This window comes from Citrobacter sp. Ce104 (assembly GCF_030334595.1).
Taxonomy (GTDB): domain Bacteria; phylum Pseudomonadota; class Gammaproteobacteria; order Enterobacterales; family Enterobacteriaceae; genus Citrobacter; species Citrobacter europaeus.
The window spans coordinates 314082-333479 of the sequence record NZ_JAOWDP010000066.1 but is presented as its reverse complement, the minus strand read 5'-3'; the positions used below and the strand labels follow the sequence as shown (position 1 = coordinate 333479).

The 19398-nt window shown below is 50.0% G+C and carries 15 protein-coding genes and 1 tRNA gene; 12 read left to right on the top strand and 4 right to left on the bottom strand.

Going from position 1 to position 19398, the window contains the following annotated elements; genetic code table 11:
• The 11 genes from OGW16_RS17870 to OGW16_RS17820 form a co-directional block, all read left to right on the top strand.
• Positions 1-315, top strand: a 315-nt coding sequence (locus OGW16_RS17870) for an SUMF1/EgtB/PvdO family nonheme iron enzyme (protein ID WP_286518674.1), incomplete at its 5' end; no start/stop codon positions are given.
• Between the two features lie 37 nt (positions 316-352).
• Positions 353-1231: a hypothetical protein gene (locus OGW16_RS17865; RefSeq protein WP_080626110.1), complete on the top strand. Its 879-nt coding sequence runs from the start codon at positions 353-355 to the stop codon at positions 1229-1231.
• Between the two features lie 27 nt (positions 1232-1258).
• A complete protein-coding gene (locus OGW16_RS17860; protein WP_071887387.1) occupies positions 1259-1516 on the top strand; it encodes a PAAR domain-containing protein in 258 nt (85 codons plus the stop codon).
• A gap of 3 nt (positions 1517-1519) precedes the next feature.
• Complete coding sequence (locus tag OGW16_RS17855) at positions 1520-2701, top strand: KPHS_23130 family T6SS system protein (RefSeq protein WP_286518673.1); 1182 nt, start codon at positions 1520-1522, stop codon at positions 2699-2701.
• 5 nt (positions 2702-2706) lie between these two features.
• Positions 2707-6114 (top strand): ImcF-related family protein, encoded by a 3408-nt coding sequence (locus OGW16_RS17850; protein WP_286518672.1) that lies wholly within the window; start codon positions 2707-2709, stop codon positions 6112-6114.
• Entirely contained in the window at positions 6111-7709 is a 1599-nt protein-coding gene (gene tssA, locus OGW16_RS17845; protein ID WP_043017593.1) for a type VI secretion system protein TssA, read from the top strand. The genes OGW16_RS17850 and tssA overlap by 4 nt, the downstream gene beginning before the upstream one ends.
• Positions 7710-7731: 22 nt before the next feature.
• Positions 7732-9498, top strand: a complete 1767-nt coding sequence (gene tssF, locus OGW16_RS17840) for a type VI secretion system baseplate subunit TssF (RefSeq protein ID WP_286518671.1) — start codon at positions 7732-7734, stop codon at positions 9496-9498.
• Positions 9459-10547 carry a type VI secretion system baseplate subunit TssG gene (tssG, locus tag OGW16_RS17835; protein WP_286518670.1) on the top strand — a complete coding sequence of 363 codons (1089 nt, stop codon included), beginning with the start codon at positions 9459-9461 and terminating at the stop codon, positions 10545-10547. The genes tssF and tssG overlap by 40 nt, the downstream gene beginning before the upstream one ends.
• Positions 10522-11055, top strand: a complete 534-nt coding sequence (gene tssJ / locus OGW16_RS17830) for a type VI secretion system lipoprotein TssJ (RefSeq protein WP_043017590.1) — start codon at positions 10522-10524, stop codon at positions 11053-11055. The genes tssG and tssJ overlap by 26 nt, the downstream gene beginning before the upstream one ends.
• On the top strand, positions 11055-11498 hold the full coding sequence (gene tssE / locus OGW16_RS17825) for a type VI secretion system baseplate subunit TssE (protein ID WP_043017589.1): 444 nt from the start codon (positions 11055-11057) through the stop codon (positions 11496-11498). The genes tssJ and tssE overlap by 1 nt, the downstream gene beginning before the upstream one ends.
• A 1-nt stretch (position 11499) precedes the next feature.
• Positions 11500-12840 (top strand): VasL domain-containing protein, encoded by a 1341-nt coding sequence (locus tag OGW16_RS17820; RefSeq protein ID WP_286518669.1) that lies wholly within the window; start codon positions 11500-11502, stop codon positions 12838-12840.
• A 376-nt stretch (positions 12841-13216) separates the two neighbouring features.
• Here the strand turns inward: OGW16_RS17820 and OGW16_RS17815 are convergent.
• Positions 13217-13292, bottom strand: a tRNA-Phe gene (locus OGW16_RS17815).
• Between the two features lie 105 nt (positions 13293-13397).
• On the bottom strand, positions 13398-14105 hold the full coding sequence (locus OGW16_RS17810) for a DUF554 domain-containing protein (RefSeq protein WP_199994631.1): 708 nt from the start codon (positions 14103-14105) through the stop codon (positions 13398-13400).
• A gap of 468 nt (positions 14106-14573) precedes the next feature.
• On the opposite strand from OGW16_RS17810, the gene OGW16_RS17805 reads away from it, so the two are divergent.
• Complete coding sequence (locus OGW16_RS17805; protein WP_286518668.1) at positions 14574-16715, top strand: ornithine decarboxylase; 2142 nt, start codon at positions 14574-14576, stop codon at positions 16713-16715.
• A 91-nt stretch (positions 16716-16806) separates the two neighbouring features.
• On the opposite strand, the gene OGW16_RS17800 is transcribed toward OGW16_RS17805, so the two are convergent.
• On the bottom strand, positions 16807-18063 hold the full coding sequence (locus tag OGW16_RS17800) for a nucleoside permease (RefSeq protein WP_043017551.1): 1257 nt from the start codon (positions 18061-18063) through the stop codon (positions 16807-16809).
• 210 nt (positions 18064-18273) lie between these two features.
• Entirely contained in the window at positions 18274-19359 is a 1086-nt protein-coding gene (gene mltC, locus OGW16_RS17795; RefSeq protein ID WP_003825397.1) for a membrane-bound lytic murein transglycosylase MltC, read from the bottom strand.
• Positions 19360-19398 lie beyond the last annotated feature (39 nt).

Below are 19398 nucleotides of genomic sequence, written 5' to 3'. Positions count from 1 at the left end.
GCCGTCGATCGTTATCCGCCGACCCCCGGCGGGCTGTACGGCATGTCAGAGAACGGCTACGAGTGGGTGAGCGACTGGTACGACCCGGACTATTACGCGAAATCCCCGCGCCAGGATCCGCAGGGTCCGGAGAAGGGCGTCATTCTGGATGACGATAATGGGCAATACATGAAGGTCCGCCGCGGAGGTGACAATCCTTCACCCGGGTTTGATGTGGGCCTCACCTTTTTTCGTGGCTATGCCATTAAAGACAAGCCTTATCCCGATGGCACCACCGTGCGCTGTGCGGTGAACGCTGCGGAGGCGGTGAAATAAACGTTTACTGTTATTTATTAATTGAGAAGAGAGAATTATGCCTCAAAATATGTCTGCGCCATCATCGGGACCTTGCTCCTTAATTTCCTTAAAAAAACGATTGTTGGATTTAAATGAATATCATGATGCTCCATTTACTATACAGGAGGATGGCAATGACCTTGTTGTTATTTGTGATTATGTCGATGCGAAATGGGAAAATATCTATGGTGTTGGCGGTTTAAAAGGAAGGTTTCAGATCAAGCTTTTATTTGATGATGTTGGTAAGCAGGTTGGCTATCAGGAGAAATCAACCAGTAGTGAATGGGAGGCTGGACCGGAAAAAATTGGTTTTAAAAAAGAATTTCAGTTAGGTCGGAGGAAAGAATTCAAACTAGGTGGAGCCTGGGGACTAAAGAAGAATGGAGAGTTAGGAAAGGTTTACAGTTACGATTTTGAATCATCCAGTGTCACCGCTCCTATTTTTAATGTCATAAAAGAATCTGGTTGGCGAATAAAATCAACTTTTTATGTTGGGAAGAAGCGGTCAGCAAAATTGAAAGTTTTTGCCTGTCTGGCATTTATCGCTATTCTAACAATATCTATTCTTTCCTTTGTGTTTTTTATGACGACAGGCGTTAAGGAGGCTGCAAGAGCTGAAATAGATTTGTTACGTGAAAATTCCTATATATTAGCCTATGCACAAACTGCTAGTGAGATGCGCGAGAAGATCACAAGTGAAGATTTTAAGTTGGCAATGAAATCTTATAATTTTGAAAATATAGAGGATTATAGTTTTAATAATATATCCGTCGAAGGTGGCAGAGGTGTACTTTCAGGAAGTGTTAAATTTAATGATGGTAATGTATTCGATATTACTATTATTATGATCCAGGAAGAGAGCATGTGGAAGATGTTATCAGTTGATATCGGATAGTTTTGTTCGAAATAAAGAGGGTGAAATATGCTTGGCGTTATTCGTCTTTCAGATAAAACGACTCATGGCGGTATTGTCCTTGAAGGGAGTTCTGGCGTTATTTTTATGGGATTGCCGGTTTCTTGTATGCTGGATAAAGTTTTCTGCCCAATACATGGCGAAACAATTATAATTGAAGGAGATTTCGGTTCCAGAATTAATGGTAAGCCTATCGCTCTCCATGGTCACCGTTGTGGATGTGGTTGTACATTAATTTCCTCATTACCTATTGCTGGAAGGCTGTAACATATGCCAATCGATCTTAAAAAGATCCCAGAGAAAACCGAATTACCAGTCCCCCCAGATAAATTTCGTTGGTTAATTACCATACTTCTCTGTATTGTTTTTGGGGCAGTATTAGTATTCTCATTTTGGCGTGAAAATGAATCTACACATACAATCTGGTTTTGGTTTTGCTCTCTTTTTGTTCCTTTTTTAATTAGTTCTATAGGTTATGTTTTTCAATTGCGACGTTATGAAAATGAACGTGATCGTGTCATCTGGTGGAATCACTTACACCAGCAGCAATACGATGAGCAGGTTGCTTTAGGAAAATTAGCTATGGGGGTGTTGGCAACAGCATATATTACTCCAGTCGCCAGAAATAAACTGGCAGCGGCGCTTTTACAAGGGGGGAGTGAACTTCAACCATTTTTTTACCCTCAATATCAGAGGATGTTAAGTACTGCACTAATTTCCCCACAACTTAGAGATGTGAGTGAGGGCGGTTATCTGCGACGCATGGAACAATTACTGACGGATATTATTCGACAGTTACAACCAGAATTCGAGGAATTTTCTGGAAGTCTCCATATCCGTATTCAACATGATGGTACGCTGAAGAATGAAACGATTAATACCGTTTGGCGTCGGGTTTGTTTATTCTCTTTCGATGACAAAAATCTGACTATCTGCGCAGAAAGTGACGGAGTAATGTGGATTGATAAGTGTCTGGATTATCAGGAGTCGACATTAATTCTTTCTATTGAGATTAATTTGTTTCTTGAACCACGAGACCAGCAGGTCGAATCGGTATCTGCTATATTGCTGGCCTCACCAGACTGGCTAACTCAACATCATGTAACACCGCAGTCATGGATACATCGTCCGGTAGTTATGGACGAGCCTGGGGAATCAGTAACAACCGTGACGTTATGGGGAAACATAACGACAGATCTGCCGTGGTTTTTTTGGCGTAGCCAGACACAAAGCGAAACATTGGCTCTGGTACTCCAGTCAATGGAACAATCTGGATATATGTTATCGAAAAAAGGAGATTTCGTGTTGGATGATACATTTGGTAAGCTGAACTCGGTAGTTGGGAATATTATTTTAATATGTGCTAACGAACATGCTGTTAAATCAAATATGGCACAATGGCTATTAATTAATGATAAAACCACTCATATGCTTATTGTTCATCCGGTATAACCTTGATGAAGGGTGATGATGTGAAAAATAATAAGCGTGTAAGTACGTGGTTTATTGTTATGCTGATAGTAGCTACGGGGGGATTTTTCATTTGGGTAGAAAATCCATTGATTCATATTTCAACCATGGAGAAAAAACTAAATGCGTCACTGATAGTTGCTGGTATATGTATCACAATATTACTTTTTGATGATGCAATTGTTCGTTTATGGCAAATGATTATTTCAAGAAGTTATTTTCAGCGTTTTAACCTATTGTCTGGTTTAAGTAATTCTGGGCGTAAATCAAAGAAAGCTATTAAAAATAGTCGTGCTGAAATTTTAAATCATGTACTTACATATCTTCGTCAGAGTTACGGTCGCCGCTGGCGCGCCAAAACGCGTATCCTGCTGGTGATGGGGGATGCCTCTCAGGTTGAGCAACTGGTGCCAAAACTCACCACTCAGCGCTGGGTTGAAGGGGATGGCGTGGTGTTAATCTGGGGAGGTACGCTCACTGAAACGCCAGATGCCTCGTTGTTTGATGCGATACGCAAGCTGCATCGGCGTCCGCTGGATGGGATTGTATGGGTAACCCCCACTTTTCAGCACCAGGATACACTGGTTCAATCGGCACCTGTTGTCTCTTTAACTGCAGAACAAATAGATAATGCCGCCCGCCATCTTCAGGCTGTTTTTACCACGCTCCGCTGGCGAGTACCGGTATACCTTTGGTCGCTGAATGGCGCTCAATTCGTCCGGGATGACGTAACCTTGCACTCTGCGACGTGTTTGTTCCCTGCAGGATGCACCACGGCTTTATGTCGTTCGCAGTTGACCTCGTTGGCAATGCAGATGGCGGAGCAGGGTACGCAGCAGGTTACGCGAAATATCCGCGATAATTTCTTACTGAAAATGGCTAATTTGCTGATGCCTGGCGCAGAAGCCATCAGCGAATCGTTGTCCACTTTTTTCAGCCCGCATCGGCCTCTGCCGCTGGCGGCGGTAATCATGAGCCAGTATGCGGAAGATACTTCATCGCTCATCGCGCATGCCTGGATGCGTGATGAGCGCTGGCGTGCGCTGCTTGATTCACTCCCTGCGTTACCTGCTGAACTAAAGGCACAGCGTACAGGCCGTTCAGGGATGCGCGTGTTGGCCGTCTGTACAACCGGTTTGATGCTGCTATGGGGGGCGGGAATGGTGGTATCTTTTCTGGCTAATCGCAATCTGATTGGCGAAAGTCTGGACCAGGCGAGCCTGGCAGGCGGTGCGGATAAACCGCTCGCCGAGCGTCTTACGGCGCTGTCTGCTCTGCAGCAAACGCCAGGCATGCTTCGCTGGCGTCAGCAGAATGGGACGCCGTGGTACTACCGTTTCGGCTTAAGCCAAAATGATGCTCTGCTGGATGCACTATGGCCGCGCTATACGCGTATCGCTATTCCGCTCCTGCGTGATGAAGCCGCCCAACATCTTACCCAGGAATTAACGGCTTTAACCCGACTGGCTCCAGACAGCCCGCAGTTTGCCGCCCAGGCAAAGATCGCCTACAACCAGTTGAAAATGTATCTGATGCTTTCGCGGCCTGAGCAGATGGAGGCGTCATTTTTTAGTCAGGCGCTGATGCAAGACTGGCCGGAGCGAGCGGGTATTTCGCGCGCATCATGGCAGGGCGTTGGCCCTGGGCTCTGGCAATTCTGGGGAGAGAACCTTCAGGCGCATCCTGAATGGAAGATAGCAGCCGATAAAAATCTTATTAGCCAGGTGCGAACGCTGTTAATTCGTCAGATGGGGATCCGCAATGGCGAAGCCGCCCTGTATCAGAAAATCATTGAACAGGTAACGCCGCATTACACCGATCTTCGTCTGGAAGACATGACCGGCGATACCCGGGCAGAGCACGTATTTTATACCCGCAGTTCAGTTGCTGGCGTGTATACCCGCAAAGCCTGGGAAGAGGAGGTTTTGCCCGCCATTGAGAAAATCGTCAACAACCGTCGGGAAGAAATGGATCAGGTGCTGGGAGATGATACGCATTCTGCAAGTGACCCTCTCTCTCCACAGGCCTTAAAGGTGCGTCTTAGCGAGCGTTACTTCACGGATTTTGCCGACAACTGGCTGGATTTTCTCAACAGTATTCGCTGGAAGCGCACCCAGACGCTAAGTGATGCTATCGATCAACTCACGTTGATTGCAGATATCCGTCAGTCTCCTCTGGTTGCGTTAATGAATACGCTCGCCGTTCAGGGACGCACAGGGTTAACCGGAGAAGCGCTGTCGGATTCGCTGGTGAAGTCGGCAAAGGATCTATTTAACACCAAAGAAAATCAAATCATTGACCAACATGCGCGGGAAGAAGGCCCTATGGCGAGTACCTTCTCGCCAGTCCTGGCATTGATGGATGAACAATCGGCTGGGCAGGATATCAGTCATCTGAGTCTGCAAACCTACCTGACCCGGGTAACGCAGGTCAGGCTGAAACTCCAGCAGATTACTAACGCTGCCGATCCGCAAGGCATGAGTCAGGCCCTGGCGCAAACGGTGTTTCAGGGTAAAACCATCGATCTCACCACCACGCGTGACTATGGCAATCTGGTGGCTGCCAGTCTGGGGCAAGCATGGAGTGGATTTGGTCAAACTATGTTTGTTCAGCCACTGGAGCAGTCATGGCAGCAGGTGTTGCAACCCACCGCGGCGGGCCTGAATGCGCAATGGAAGGCGCTGATTGTGAATGACTGGAACACCGCGTTCGGCGGACGTTATCCGTTTCGCGATGTTGGCAGCGAGGCTTCTCTGCCGCTGCTGGCGCAATATCTGCGAAGCGATAACGGGCGAATCCCGCATTTTCTCGAAAGTCATTTAAGCGGTGTGCTGCATAAACAGGGAAGTCACTGGGTTGCCGACACGGTGAATGCTCAGGGGCTGGAGTTTAATCCGGCGTTTCTCGAGGCGATGGACCAACTCAGTCAAATTGCGGATGTCGCATTTATTCGTGGAGAAGCCGGGATGCGTTTTGAACTGCGTCCCGGAACGGCGCGGGACGTGATGCAGACTGACCTCGTGCTGGATGGGCAGAAACTCACTTACGTTAATCAGATGCCAGCGTGGAAAAACGTTGTCTGGCCTGCTGATACGCAAGCGTCAGGGGCAACCCTAAGCTGGGTGAGCACCAATTCGGGAACCCGAATCTACTCAGATAACCCCGGTACCTGGGGGTGGATCCGACTGCTTGAGAAAGCGGAGATAACCGATAACGCTGGCGTGAGTAGCGGTTTTAACCTGCGCTGGACTGCGCAGGATGGATTGCCGCTGAACTACACCCTGCGAACTGAAGCCGGTGAAGGTCCGCTCGCATTACTCAAACTCCGCGACTTTGAACTACCAGAAGCAATTTTTGTTGTTAGCGGCAAGATTTCCTCAGAGGAAGAAGAATGAGCGCTCTGAAACGTCTATTGGCTGCCAGCACGGCTTCGCCAGATGAACAACAGCAACTAATGGAACAGGCGCAAACGCAGACTGCGCTATGGCAAAACTGGCTATTGCCCATTTCAGCAGCCAACCCCGGTGGTGAAGATCCAGGCTATGACGATGATTTTCAGCATATGCGAGAGGAGGTGAATAAACTTTCTGGCGCACAAACGGATCTCATCATTGAGCTTGCGGAAAAAATCCTGATCCACACCTGTAAGGATGTCCGTGTTGTCACGTACTACACATGGGCGCGTTTGCATCAGGATGGTGAGTCCGGCCTGGCGGATGGTCTGATTTTGCTGGCTGGCCTGATGCAGCAATATGGCGATTCTCTCCATCCTTTAAGAGCCAACAGCTATAAGGCCGCCCTTGAATGGCTGGCAGGCGGGAGGATGCTGGATAGTCTGGCGCGTTTTCCCGAAGTTTCACGACCTGACGCGCAACGGATCGCCGGTGCGCTGATGCTGCTTGAGCAGCAGTTTAGCCAGCGAGAGGAGAGTATTCGTCCTGGGCTTGGGGCGCTCTATAGCGCGCTGGAGAACCGTCTGGCCCAATCTGGCGGGGCTCAGGCATTGGTACCGCAAAATATCAGTGCTCAACCCAGTCGGCACAGCGCAGAAACCCCCGTCCTCAAAGGTATTGCCTCTGGTCGTGAGCTGCTGGAACAGGCACGGGTGTTGGCAAAATACTTAAGCGATCAGCCGGATGGCTGGCTGGCGGCGCATCATTTGATGAAAAGCGTGCGGCTCGATACGGTCAGCCAGCTTCCTCCGCCAGATGGCGCCGGACGTACGCGCCTGGTGCCGCCCAAGAGTGATTATCGCGCGCAGCTCAAACGTCTGTATTTGCAGCAAAGTTGGACTGAACTGATTGAGTTAACGGACAGCTTATTTGTTGAGGGAGTGAATCATTTCTGGCTGGACGTGCAGTGGTACCTTCATCAGGCATTAATGAGGGCGGGATCGCCTTGGGATAAAAATGCCGCGATTATCATCAGCGATCTGAAAATGCTGCTACATCGGATGCCGGGTCTGGAAACGCTGGCTTTTAACGATGGAACCCCCTTTGCTGACGATGTCACCCGTGAGTGGATAGCCCGTGATGTGCAACAGCAAAGTGACTGGCAGACTGAAAAAGTCGCCGCGGCTAGTGCAGGAGCGGACGACGATATTCTGCTACTTGAAAGTGAGGCCCTGGTGCTGGCGGATAGCGAAGGCGTTGAAGCCGCGCTCGCCTGGGTTCAGGCACGTCCTGGCATTGTTTCAGGTCGACAGCGTTGGTTGCGCCAACTGTTGATGGCCCGTCTGACGGAACAATGTGGGTGCAACGATCTCGCGCTGCATTTGCTTGGGGAATTGAATACCACAGCACACTCCCTCACTCTCAAACAATGGGAGCCTGAGCTACTGTTTGAAGTTAAAGCGCGACGGCTGAAACTTCTGCGTTTAAAAGCCAACCGCAGTGAAAGCGACAAAGCGCGTCTGGCGCCAGAGATGGACTCACTTTTGTCCGGCTTGGTCGCCATTGATCCTGCCAGAGCCGCCGTTTTGTGCGGCTAAAACAAAATAAGCGAACTATAAAATGGAAGATTTAACTCTGCGTTATTATGACGCGGAAATGCGTTATTTAAGGGAAGCGGCAAAAGAGTTTGCGCAGGCGCATCCGGATCGTGCAGCGATGCTGGATCTGGATAAAGCCGGCATACCCGATCCTTATGTGGAACGGTTATTTGAAGGTTTTGCATTTTCGATGGGGCGATTGCGCGCTAAAATTGACGATCATCTCCCTGAATTTACCGAAGGCTTGATGAGTCTGCTGTGGCCGCATTATTTACGTACCATTCCCTCCTTAAGTGTTGTCGAGCTTTTACCAGATATTGATGTGCTAAAAATGAGCGAGCAGATTAACGCGAGATTTGGCGTATTGTCACAGCCCGTTGGCCCTAAAAAAACGGTATGTCAGTATCGTACTACTCAGCCCGTCACACTTAATCCGCTGTCTGTCACGGCGGTGAATATCGATGCCGAACCTGACGGACGCTCGGTCATCCGTATGCGAATAAAGTGCAATCCACAGATGGACTGGTCGCAAACCGATCTGACGCACCTCAGCCTTTACCTCAGCGGTGACGCGCCGGTGACCCACGCACTGCACCTTGCTTTGACAAAGCGTCTGGCTTTTCTTTATTTGAGACTCCCCAACAGCGTAGAACGTATTCGACTGGAGGGTTACTTTTCCCCGGGCGGATTTGCCGATGAAGACAGTTTGTGGCCAAAAGGCGATACGGCGTTTGGCGGCTGGCAATTATTGCTTGAGTATTTTACGTTCCGCGAAAAATTTATGTTTGTCCATCTTAACGGTCTGGAAAAAATATCGTTTCCTGAAGGTATAGACTGCTTTGAAATAGAAGTGATACTGACTCAACAGTGGGATTCTGAGCTTCCTGTGGGGAGTGAAAACATTCGTCTTCATTGTGTTCCGGTTATTAATCTTTTCACTATCGAAGCCGATCCGCTGGTAGTTAATGGTCTGGAAAGTGAATATTTGCTGCGTCCGCGAAGGTTGCAAGATGGCCACACGGAAATTTATGCAGTCGATGCGGTTTCAGGATCACAGCGAACGCGTAACGCCGTTTATGCCCCTTTCACCAGTTTTCGCCACAAGGGAGGCATGATGCGCCGTAACGCACCCGAGCGTTATTACCATACTCGTGTTAGACGCGGCGTATCCGGGTTGTATGATACATGGCTGATCCTCGGCGGAGATGCCTGGGAGCGGGAGCGCCTTGCTGAGTATGAAACCTTGTCTTTGAAAGTGACCGGAACAAACGGTCAGCTACCGCGGCGAGCTTTGCAAAGTACATTGCTCAATCGTTGTGAGCAGATCCTCCAGACACCGCTTGCCGTGCGCAATCTGTCTAAACCGACGCTACCTGCTTACCCTCCCGCTGAGGATCGTTTTCACTGGCGAGTGTTGAGTCACCTGGGATCCAGCTTTCTGAATATGATGGCCAGCGCTGAAGTGCTCAAAGGAACGTTGTCTCTCTATAACTGGCAGGATGATGAACTTAATTATCGTCGTCTGGATGCGATCATGGATGTTCAACAACATGAAATACAGCGCTTTGAAAAAGGATTTCTACTCCGTGGTGTGGACATCGAAGTAACGCTTGATGAAAACGGATTTACAGGCGAAGGCGATATTCATCTGTTTGGTGAAATGCTTAACCGCTTTTTTGCATTGTATGCGGATATTCATTTGTTTAATCAGCTTACTTTAATCATACAGCCGGCAGGGAAAAGCTTGCGATGGAAAGAGAATCACAATCAGCGACTACCCGGTTGCTAACGAGCCTTGGCGAACACCTGCCCCGTACTAATTTTTATCGTTTCTGTCAGTTGCTGGAACAGTGGGATCCACAAGCGCCCTGTCCCGGAAGCCAACAAAGCCCACGTTTCGATACTATTCGTTTTCGCCCTCATCCGGGGATGGGATTCCCGGCGGGTGAGCTTAAAAGTGCAGAATATGATCCGCAGCAACCCACACTGCCGCCAACGGTTCGTGTCACTTTTATGGGGTTGTATGGCGTGGAGTCGCCGCTGCCGACGACCTATCAGGATGATATTGCCCAGCGCCAGGAAGGTTCGGACGTTGCCGCTGAGTTTCTGGATATTTTTAACCATCGCTTAATTACGCAGTTTTACCGAATCTGGCGAAAATACAGCTATCCAGCGACCTTTCGACCAGGCGGAACAGATGAAACATCACAATATTTACTGGGGTTGACCGGATTGGGGATTCCGGGATGCGGCAAACAAACCGAGACCCCGTTATCGCGTTTTTTGGCGCTGCTGGGAATAATGAGAATGCCAACGCGTACGGCGGAAGGTATATCCGCGCTGGTTTCTTTATTATCGCCAACAACAAATACTACCGTGACTCCTCATGATAAACGCTTAATCCTGCTGGATAAGGCGTTAAAAATGAGCACGCGGCAACCTGTTAGCCTCCACTCTCGTCCGGTGATGGGACGCAGCGCCGTAGATATTAACAGTCAGGTACTCATTACGCTTACAACGAGCGTTACCGATGAGGTTCGTGACTGGTTACCGGGCGGCCAGCTTTATCATGATTTTCTCGCGCTGATGCACGTTTATTTAGGTGCCAGAGTGAATGCCAGGCTGCAACTACGTATTCCTCGCTCGGCGCTTCCGCATGCTCAACTTACCAGTAATAAAAGCGAACGTGCAGTTCAGCTTGGCCGTACGGCCGTTATGCGTCTGGATAACCCGGAAACGAAGAATCAACATATAACAATTAAACTTGGGCTTTGGCAGAGCCTTAGTCAACATGATCAGCGGAGGGAAGCCGATGAGACTGGCGATTATCGCTATTAATTTTGCCGTAATAACCGGAATGACCAGTCTGGTCACCGGATGTGGTCTGACGCAAAAAGTATCTGAAGGTACCGTGTCATTAACAAAGTCGATCTTTTATAAGGAAATTAAAACGCTGCATTTGGATCTTTCCGCCAGAGAAGCTGCTAATAAAAATGCACAGGGCATCGCGCTTTCGACGGTCGTACGTATTTACCAACTCAAAGATCGTAAAGCATTTGACTCGGCTAATTATCAGTCTTTATTTGCACAAGACAGCACGGTGGTTAAAGCAGATTTATTGGCTCAGAGAGATGTTCGGGTACGACCAGGTGAAAGCGTAGCTGTCGATATTCCATTCGAAAACGAAGCGCAATATGTTGCCGTGGCGGGAATGTTTATTTCTCCCGATCTGTCTGAAGATTCTTGGCGCGTGGTATTACGTCGTGAAGATCTCGATCCTGATAATGCGCGAGTGATCGAATTAAATACCCAGACTCTGGCACTCATGGCGCAGGAGGGCGAGTAATGGTCAAGCAGCCTTCACTTTATGACATCTTGCTGGGTAATTTTTCCGGTGGTTTTCCTTTGCACGCAGTCAGCGAAAACACGCAGGTCATCTTATCCGTCCTCGATAATATGCAGCGCATTTTGAATACTCGTGCAGGTAGTCTCAAACATATACCCGATTATGGTTTGCCTGATATGACCAAAATCCTCCAGGGTATGCCAGGTACGGCACATCAGCTTATTAGCACGCTTTCTCAGGTTTTGTTGAAGTATGAACCGCGGCTAAAAGGAATTCAGGTAACGATGCAGCAGCAGGAAACACCGGGACATTTGCGTTATTCCATTGATGCTGAACTGCAAGACCTGGGCATTGTTCGCTATGGCACTGATTTTACCCCTGAGGGGCGGGTTCTGATTCGGCACCTCAAGAGGCAGGGTTGGCTTGAGACTGGAGTGTACTGACATGGAAAAGAATCGCATCAGCACCGGGGGAGACCCACGTGCTTTCATGGAGTTTGGGCAATTACGCGATGAAATTAGCAAGCTGACTCACCCTGCACGCCCGGACGTTGACTGGCAAAAGGTTGAACAGTTAAGCCTGGCGCTGTTTCGTCATAACGGAGTCGAACTGCAAACACTTGCCTGGTACACCGTCGGCAGAATACGTAATGCGGGACTGGAGGGACTTGCCGAAAGCACGGAACTTCTGGAAGCATTACTGACGCATCACTGGAGTGCAATATGGCCACAGCAAACCCATGCCCGCGTTGAGATCCTGGCATGGTTGTCTGTCCGCTTACAGCAAGAATTGCGTACCCTAACGCTGTCATATGCTGATTTATCAAAAGTGTATCGGGTTGAACAAAGTTTAGAACATGCCTGCGCAGTGCTGCAACGGCTTGAATTGAAAGCGCTTAGTAAAATGGAGGCTGTTGTTACCTGGATGCACAATGCCGCTTTGCGTCTGGAGAAGTCTGAAGCGGATTCGGGATCGGCCGTTGTGATAATACCGGCTTCAGGTACGACTAATAATGTTGAGACGTCTTCGCCACAGTTGGTATTTGTGGTCAATGAACCCGCATCACCCGGGCAATCAAGCGCAGCGGTTTTTACTACTCAAATCGAGGGGGGAACCAGACGGATGTGGCTGGGGTTTGCTATCGGTTTTATGGTTGCTGCGGCAGCGAGCGCAGGCGCTTTTCTTGGTACCAGTCATATGCGGGCTGACGGATATGATCTGATCAAGCCATTGCCTCAGGTGCTGACGCCTGAACAATTATCTGCGTTGAAGCAGTCCTCAGATTTGAAGGATCAGAAGCAGGAAATAATCGCTGCAACGCAAGGGCAATTGGATATTTTATATCGCCTGTCACCTTTGTGGTCGCGAGAATATGCCGCATCATTAGCGCAGCAGGTAGTTACCCTGTGGCCTGAAGAATCGCAGACTACAGTATTTGAAAGCGGGTTACAAAAACAGTTAGCTACCGAAGCGTTGCCGGAAAGCGCTCTGCAAAACTGGCATAATGCTCAGCAGGGGTTGGAAGCGTTAACCGCCCAGCTAAATGCGCTTGATGAACGTAAAGGTAAATATCTGACAGGGTCGGAGCTGAAATCAGCCATTTTCACTATCCGCCGCCAGCTTGACGAAACGCCGCCGACAGAAGAGTTGTTACGTCAAATAGATGAAGAGTTCAAAGTGCAGGGGAGTGTATCACCCGCTTTGTATCAGCAGCTTGATATGCGGATTAATCAGCTACTTAATCGTTATGCGCTGTTGAAACAAAATTCGGTGAGGAGAGAATAGTCACTATTCTCCAAAAGCAAAAACCCGCCTTTAGGGCGGGTTCTTTAAATAGTGGTGCCCGGACTCGGACTAACGCCGTAGGCGTTGAACAGCGCGCTTGTCGCGCTGGCCCCGCAGGGGTGAGCCGCTGGCGGCGAATAATCGAACGAAGTTCGATGGAGAGTCCGTTTCTCCAAAAGCAAAAACCCGCCTTTTAGGCGGGTTCTTTAAATAGTGGTGCCCGGACTCGGACTAACGCCGTAGGCGTTGAACAGCGCGCTTGTCGCGCTGGCCCCGCAGGGGTGAGCCGCTGGCGGCGAATAATCGAACGAAGTTCGATGGAGAGTCCGTTTCTCCAAAAGCAAAAACCCAGCCATAGGCTGGGTTCTTTAAATAGTGGTGCCCGGACTCGGAATCGAACCAAGGACACGGGGATTTTCAATCCCCTGCTCTACCGACTGAGCTATCCGGGCAACGAGGCGCATTAAACCCGATTCGCTTCGCTTCGTCAACGAAATTTCTTCAATTCAATGCAGACTGCACAATCTATCACCACATTGCTGCAATTGCACGCATTCTCAGGCAAAAAATGCCGTCCACGCGGCGGAAAGCGGCATTGCCAGCAGCAGAGCAGGAAGCATATTCACAACCGCAAACATCTTGATGCCGCAAATACGTAAACCGGTTGCCAGCAGCAATAGCCCGCCTACGGCGCTGAAATCGGCCATCATAGCTGGCGTTGTCAGGGGTAAAATCAGTGCTGCACAGGTAGCAAGCGTTAACTGGATTGTCAGCATCGGTACGCAAATGGCGGATACCGCAATTCCCAACGAACAGGCAAAGATGATAGCTGTGAAGAAATCGAGAAACGACTTTGCGATTAAAATATTAGGATCGCCGGTCATCCCTTCATGTATCGCACCGAAGATCCCGGTACCGCTGGCGCAAAACAGCACGATGATAGCTACATAGCTTTGAATAAAAGATTCGTGCGTTGCATTGGCATCCGAACGGGTGAAAACCTGCTGCGCTTTGGCGACCGCAGCATTGATCCCTTTTTCCAGATGACAAAACTCGCCAATTAATGCGCCGATCAGCGTTGCCAGAACCATCACCGGTAGGTTGGCGCATTTGATAACCAGCAAGATACCAATCCCTAGCGAAGCCAGTCCGAAAATAGAGGTCATGGAGACCCGAATGCGTTCTGGTATATGCTGGCTAAGCAGCGCGCCGAGAACGCCACCACATAAAATGGCGCTGGCATTAATAAAGGGTCCGATTACCACATTTGCTCCTGCATACCCATTATCGTCTTGATGCTAAAGGCAATTAGCTGGGTAAAATTATGTTTCAGATTGCATTATTATGCCGCTATTTTCAGACGAAATGCTTGTTTATCTGTGAGGTTTTGGCACCGGATTTTATCTTGCGCCTGTAAGTGAAAGGTGCCATGATTGCGCGAATTTTCTCCTGTCTGAATGGGGCTGCCTGGGATGATATTACTCCCCCTACATCGCCTTCAATATCGCCTTTTTGCGCGACGTTTACCCCTTCCTGCGACTTATCTTTATGCACTCACCATGCGGTGAGGGCAGCGCACGCTCACTGCAGGATAACAGTAAAATCAGAGGCTATCTGCTTTTACTGATGTCTGGCGGTCGGGGCTGGTATCCAGTTTGACCTGTCATTTCGTGGGCAAAGCAATGCGGCTTTGTCCGGGACTTTTGATTTTCCCGAAACGGGTTATTGCGCTTATGAAATCAATGAAAATTGCCGCCAGTGGTGAACTGGTTTCTCGTCTGTCCAGTCATCGTCAGGTGGTGTCGCTGGATGGTACCGATTTTACTGACGTTGCGGCAGTCGTCATTACCGTTGCGGACAGCCGCAGTGGGATCCTGGCTTTGTTGAAACGCACCGGTTTTCATATACCGGTCTTTTTGTTCGCAGAATCTGATGTCGATGTCGATGTGCCTGCGGGTATAAATGCGGTCATTTGCGGTCAGGCTCAGGACTGGCTGGAGCTGGAGTCTGCTGCCTGCCAGTATGAGGAAGAGCTGCTGCCGCCGTTCTATGACACGCTCACCCAGTATGTCGAAATGGGGAACAGCACGTTTGCCTGCCCGGGGCACCAACACGGTGAGTTTTTTAAGAAGCATCCGGCGGGCCGGCATTTCTACGAGTTCTTTGGCGAGAATCTGTTTCGCGCGGATATGTGCAACGCCGACGTTAAGCTTGGCGATCTGCTGATTCATGAAGGATCTGCGAAACATGCACAGAAATTTGCTGCGAAAGTTTTCCACGCGGATAAAACCTACTTTGTGCTGAACGGGACCTCGGCGGCCAATAAAGTGGTGACCAATGCGCTGCTGACGCGCGGCGATCTGGTGCTGTTTGACCGCAACAACCATAAGTCGAACCATCACGGCGCGCTGATCCAGGCCGGCGCTACGCCGGTTTATCTGGAAGCTGCGCGTAATCCTTTTGGCTTTATTGGCGGCATTGACGAGCACTGCTTTGATGAGGAGTATCTGCGCCAGCTACTTCGTGACGTTGCGCCGCAAAAGGCCGATCGGCCGCGCCCGTTCCGTCTGGCGATCATTCAGCTCGGTACCTATGATGGTACGATCTACAATGCCCGGCAGGTGATCGACAAGATCGGTCATCTGTGTGATTACATCCTGTTTGACTCGGCATGGGTCGGTTACGAACAATTTATTCCGATGATGGCCGATGGGTCACCGCTGCTGCTGGAGCTTAATGCTAACGATCCGGGGATCTTTGTCACTCAGTCGGTGCACAAACAGCAGGCCGGATTTTCGCAAACCTCACAGATCCACAAAAAGGATAACCATATTCGCGGCCAGGCGCGATTCTGCCCGCATAAGCGTCTGAACAATGCGTTTATGCTGCATGCTTCCACCAGTCCGTTTTACCCGCTGTTTGCGGCGCTGGACGTTAACGCCAAAATCCACGAAGGGGAGAGTGGCCGTCGGCTATGGGCGGAGTGTGTGGCACTGGGGATTGAGGCCCGTAAAGCGATTCTTACCCGTTGCAAGATGATTCAGCCGTTTATTCCTCCGGTAGTTGATGGCAAACCGTGGGAAAGCTATCCGACGCAGGTGATTGCCAGCAAGCGTCGCTTCTTTAGCTTTGAACCTGGCGCTAAATGGCATGGTTTTTCCGGCTACGCGCGCGACCAGTATTTTGTCGACCCCTGCAAACTGCTGTTAACCACTCCGGGTATTGATGCGCAAACCGGGCAATATACCGACTTTGGTATTCCGGCGACGATTCTGGCGCATTACCTGCGGGAAAACGGCATAGTGCCGGAGAAATGCGACCTTAACTCGATTCTGTTCCTGCTGACCCCGGCAGAAAGCGCGGAGAAACTGGCACAACTGGTGGCGATGCTGGCGCAGTTTGAGCAGCATATTGAAGACGATACGCCGCTGGCAGATGTGCTACCCACCATCTTCAATAAGTATCCGGTACGTTACCGGGATTACACGCTGCGTGAACTGTGTCAGGAGATGCACTCACTGTACGTTAGCTTTGATGTGAAAGATCTGCAAAAAGCGATGTTCCGTCAGGAGAGTTTACCTGCCGTGGCGATGAACCCGCAGGATGCCAACAGCGCTTTTATCCGCGGTGATGTTGAACTGGTGCGTATTTGTGATGCCGCTGGGCGCATTGCGGCGGAAGGTGCGCTGCCTTATCCTCCGGGCGTGCTCTGTGTGGTACCAGGTGAAGTCTGGGGCGGGGCGGTGCAACGTTACTTCCTGGCGCTGGAAGAGGGCGTAAACTTGCTGCCGGGCTTCTCGCCGGAGCTGCAAGGGGTTTACAGTGAGACAGATGCAGACGGCATTAAACGTCTGTATGGCTATGTTGTGAAATAAAAGCCGGATAGCGCTCAACGCTTATCCGGCCTGGTCATTGAAACATTGTAGGCCGGATAAGACGCTCTGACGTCGTCATCCGGCCTACAGATTAGTGCGCGATAGTCTGGGTGCCAGCCGGAACGCGTACGTGTTTGTATTTAAACAGCGCAACGAAGGCAAAAGCCAGAACCAGCGAGTAACCTGCGAAGATTAGCCACACGGTCTGCCAGTCGGTAATACCGTTCAACGTATAGTATTCAACGACTTTACCGCTCACCAGCCCGCCCAGAATACAACCGAAGCCGTTGGTCATCATCAGGAACATACCCTGTGCGCTGGCGCGGATCTCAGGGCGAACTTCTTTCTCTACGAATACAGAGCCAGAGATGTTGAAGAAGTCGAAGGCGCAGCCGTAAACAATCATCGACAGCACCAGCAGCACGGTACCGAACGGAGTCGGATCGCCGTAGGCAAACAGGCCGAAGCGCAGCATCCACGCCACAATACTGATAAGCATCACGTTCTTAATGCCGTAACGGCTTAAGAAGAACGGGATGGTCAGGATAAACAGGGTCTCGGAAATCTGCGAAATCGACATCATCACCGATGCGTGTTCAACGATGAAGCTGCCGGAGAACAGCGGGTTGTTATCGAAGCTGTGCAGGAAGGTATTACCGAACATATTGGTAATTTGCAGCTCTGCGCCCAGCATCATCGAGAAGATAAAGAAAATCGCCATACGCTTGTTTTTAAACAGCGCGAAGGCATCCAGGCCGAGCATAGACGTCCAGCTCTGGTTTTTCTGCTGGTTAGCGACCGGAATATGCGGCAGCGTCAGGGTGAACAGCGCCAGTACCACGGACAGCGTCGCACCGATATACAGCTGCATATGGCTCAGTTCAAAGCCGGAGAAGCTTACGGCCCACATTGCCATAATAAAACCGATGGTGCCCCAGATACGGATTGGCGGGAAGTCCGTAACGATATCCATCCCGGCTGACTGCAGGCGGTAGTAAGAGATAGTGTTGATTAACCCCAACGTTGGCATATAAGCCAGGGAGTTAAGCAAGATCACAAAGAACATGGCGCCTGGCGTGGTGACCTCGGCTGCGGCGAACAGCGTTGCAGCGCCGACCAGGTGGCAAATAGTATAAACCCATTTCGCACTGATCCATTTGTCAGCCACGATCCCTAACAGTGTAGGCATAAACACGGCGGCGATCCCCAGCGAGCTATATACTGCGCCAATGGATGCACCATCGAATTTAAGGGTGACAAACATATAGGAGCCGAGGGTAGTGAGCCAACTACCCCATAAGCAGAACTGCAGAAACGAGAGAACTTTCAGCTGCAGCTTAAGATTCATGTTAATTTCCTCACACCGTAATGCGGATGAATGTTTTAAAAGGCACATTTGCCGTGGCTATATGATGTGATTCTATCAACGAGAGGCACTCTTTTTTTGTTACCTGTGACAAATATTTGCAAACAATTTCTGATTGCAAAGCAAAAGAGTGATGGGGTTAACGTTTTTGGCTCTTCTGGCCCCCGTTTCAGGGGGCAGAAGAGGAATACATTAGTGGCGTCGATATGATTTTTGTGCGGAATTGACCTTGTAAAGGTATCGACGTGATTCAGCAGAAGGGTGTCGGGTGGTCAGCGTTTGATAAACGTCTCCCGGGGACATGCTGTTAATAATATTCGCGGCCTGAATTTTATCGTTCGAGAATACGCGCAGCACGCTGCCCGCGCCGCCGTTATACGCGGTGATCACCGCATAGCGACGCGAGGTTGGATTATCGATGCCACCCAAATAGACATTGTTGAGCATTGCCAGATAAGCGGTACCGGTATCAATGTTGCTGGCTGGGTCAAACAGGAAACTACGGCTTGGCGTGCCTGAGCGACCTTGCGAGCGGAACACATCTTTCCCGGCGCTGTGCTGTACCACCTGCATCAGCCCCAGTGCATCGGCATGGCTGACCGCATAGGGGTTAAACGAGGATTCGGTTTGCATGATGGCCAGAATCAGCGACTCGTCGACGCCATACTTACGAGAAGCCTGGCGCACCATGCCGACGTACTTATGCGCGCGCTTATCAAGGTGGTTCGGCACCAGATTGATCGTTACGCTATAGATGATACGCAGGCCATTGCTGCGGCTTTTAAGTCGCGTTTGCAGCAGATAGTTGGCAAAGTTGGTAGCTCGTCCCTCCCAACGAATGGGCTGGCCGGTATTATCAACCACCTGTCCGTACAGGAACGGCTCTTTGGAAATCTTAATGTCATCGACATCGGAATAGAGGTCGATAGAACCCGGATCATCGCCCATCAGCAACGTCTTGATAATCGCCCGGCGCAGGTGTCCGGCGGGATCTGTCCCGGCAATGGTCTCGACGGTTATCGTACCGTCATCAAAGTTGATATGGCTGCGGGTTTGGTACTGATCGGTATACTTGACGTAGTCCTTCGGACCCGCAATCAGCACTTCCTTAAATCCCCACAGGTTCTCAATGTTATGGGCAAATTGCCCCATCAGAATATCAAAACCGTTGGTATCCTTGACCCAGGCTTCGTTATAGGAATCGCCTTTTTTGGTCGAACTGGAACAGGAGATGAGCAACGGCGCAATAACGGCAAGCGCGAGAAATTTTTTCATCATTCCGGGAGTGCGTGTTGTGTTTGTTATTTGCAAGGACCA